This is a genomic window from Streptomyces sp. SID3343 (assembly GCF_009865215.1).
Classification (GTDB): Bacteria; Actinomycetota; Actinomycetes; order Streptomycetales; family Streptomycetaceae; genus Embleya.
Map to the genome: position 1 here is coordinate 1 of NZ_WWJX01000525.1, position 2,080 is coordinate 2,080.

At 72.6% G+C, this 2,080-nt stretch carries 3 protein-coding genes; 2 read left to right on the forward strand and 1 reads right to left on the reverse strand.

Annotated elements, in window-relative coordinates; translation table 11 throughout:
- Window positions 1-842 (reverse strand): threonine aldolase family protein (locus GT354_RS16500; RefSeq protein ID WP_161357067.1); only part of this gene is annotated, 842 nt, incomplete at its 3' end.
- A 362-nt stretch (window positions 843-1,204) separates the two neighbouring features.
- Between GT354_RS16500 and GT354_RS16505 the strand changes: the two genes are divergently transcribed.
- On the forward strand, window positions 1,205-1,411 hold the full coding sequence (locus GT354_RS16505; protein WP_161357068.1) for an MbtH family NRPS accessory protein: 207 nt from the start codon (window positions 1,205-1,207) through the stop codon (window positions 1,409-1,411).
- A 248-nt stretch (window positions 1,412-1,659) separates the two neighbouring features.
- On the forward strand, window positions 1,660-2,080 hold a 421-nt coding region (locus tag GT354_RS16510; RefSeq protein WP_161357069.1), incomplete at its 3' end, for a hypothetical protein.

Genomic DNA, 2,080 nt, shown 5'->3' on the forward strand with positions numbered 1-2,080 from the left:
TTGTCCGGGGCCGCCCACGCGGGCAGCACCTCGCGCAGCCCGCGCGCGAGTTCGGCCGCGCGCCGGTGGTCGGCGCCGAGGTCGTCGATCCCGTCCAGCGCGATCGAGCCGGCCGCGGCCACGATGCCGACCTGTCGAAACGTCGCGCCGAGCCGGCGCCGGACGTCGGCCGCGCGCAGCCGTAGCTCGGCCGTACCGCACAGCAACGAACCCATCGGCGCGCCCAGGCCCTTGTACAGGGAAAACGTCACGGTGTCGCACAGCGCCCCGACGGCGGCGGGCGCATACCCACCCGCCAGGCATGCGTTGAACAGCCTGGCGCCGTCGCAGTGCAGCGGGACACCGGCCGCGCGACAGGCCGCCGAGACCTCGCCCAGGCGGCGCAGGTCCCAGACCGAACCCCCGCCGGCGCTGTGCGTGTTCTCCACCGCGACCAGGCCGGTACGGGGAGCCCGCCAGTCGTCGCGGGCGAGCAACTCGGCGATGTCGTCGGCGCCGAAGACGCCGCGCTGCCCGCGGATCGCGGTGAGTTGGACGCCGGCGAGTCCGGACGTCGAGTGCGATTCCCAGCGGACCAGGTCGGAATCCGCTTCCGCGAGCACCTCGTGGCCGGGCGGGACCAACGCCATCACCGCCGCCAGGTTCGCCATCGTGCCACCGACCACGAACAGCGCGTCCTCGGTGCCGATCAGTCGCGCGGCCCGTTCCTCCAGGGCCCGCACGGTGGGGTCCTCGCCGTAGAAGTCGTCGCCGACCGGTGCCGAGGCCATCGCCTCGCGCATTCGCTCGGTCGGCAGGGTCACCGTGTCCGAGCGCAGATCCACGGGTGCGGGATTGCTCACCGGAAGCCTCCTCGGGTTGCCCGGAGCGGTCGACACCGTCGCGCTCGTCACGGTCGCGCCCTTCATGGTCGCCGCGCTCGTCATCACACGACATACCCGAGGGCATGCGTCGCCGGACGAGGGCACGGGTCGCCCCGAACAGGCATCCTGCGACGGAGTTCGGGTCGTCGGGGCTTTTCTTTCAGGAACCCGTCAGCCCTTTCCGGACTATTTCCCGTGCCCTTTCGCGATCCGCGCCCGACGGGTAATTCTGGGACGCGTCCGAATTCGCATCGGGAAAGCACGAGGGCCCGGTCGACGACGGACCGATCGACCGATCGACCCACCAGGCCACCAAGCGACCGACACCAAAGGGGACTTCGATGGAGGAGCAGGCGGACGACCGCGTCTACAACGTCGTGGTGAACGACGAGGACCAGTTCTCCATCTGGTTCGCCGATCGCGCGTTGCCGGACGGATGGCGCGAGGACGGCACCAGTGGCACCAGGCAGGAGTGCCTCGACCACATCGAGCGGGTCTGGACGGACATGCGGCCCCGCAGCGTCCGCGAACGCCTCGCCGCGGACTGACGGCGGGCACCGCGCGAAGCCGCACCCGACGGGCCTCGAACAGTCGGGCCACGAACAGTCGGGCCACGCACCAGCGGGCTGCCTGAGCGGGCCGCGCACGACCGAGCCAAGCACGACCGAGCCAAGCACGACCGGGTCAAGCACGACCGGGTCAAGCACGACCGAGCCAAGCACGACCGAGCCACATTGAACGGGGCCACCCCGCCCCGGCCGAGTCGCGGACGCCACGGCGGGAGGAGAGACGACACATGGGTGAGAGCCCCGACCACGCGGTTCCCGTCGACGACCCGGCCCAGGACGCCCCGACACCGCTGCTCGACCTCCCCGTTGAGGCGGCCAGGGGCAACGGCCCGGTGGTGCACGCCCGTACCCACCTCGTCGCCGACCCCGACGGCGTTCTGGCCGCGGCGCGAGAGCCGGCCGCCGTGCTCGCCGCCTACCTCGCCGTCCTGCACCGCTACACGCACACTCGTGGGCTCGTCGTCGCGGTGGAGATCGACCCGATCGGCGACACCGTCCCGACCGGCCACCATGTCGACCCGCGGCCGATCCGCTTCGCCTGCGCCCCGCGCAGCACCGGAGCCGTACTGGTCGCCGACGCCGCCCGGCGGCTGCGGGAGGACGGCGCGGAGCCCGGACCGGCCCGGCCCGCGCGCTACTCCGCCGGCT

What these genes read in the sequence shown, in the direction of transcription:
- GT354_RS16505 (WP_161357068.1), top strand. Translation starts at nt 1,205, where the DNA reads ATGGAGGAGCAGGCGGACGACCGCGTCTACAACGTCGTGGTGAACGAC.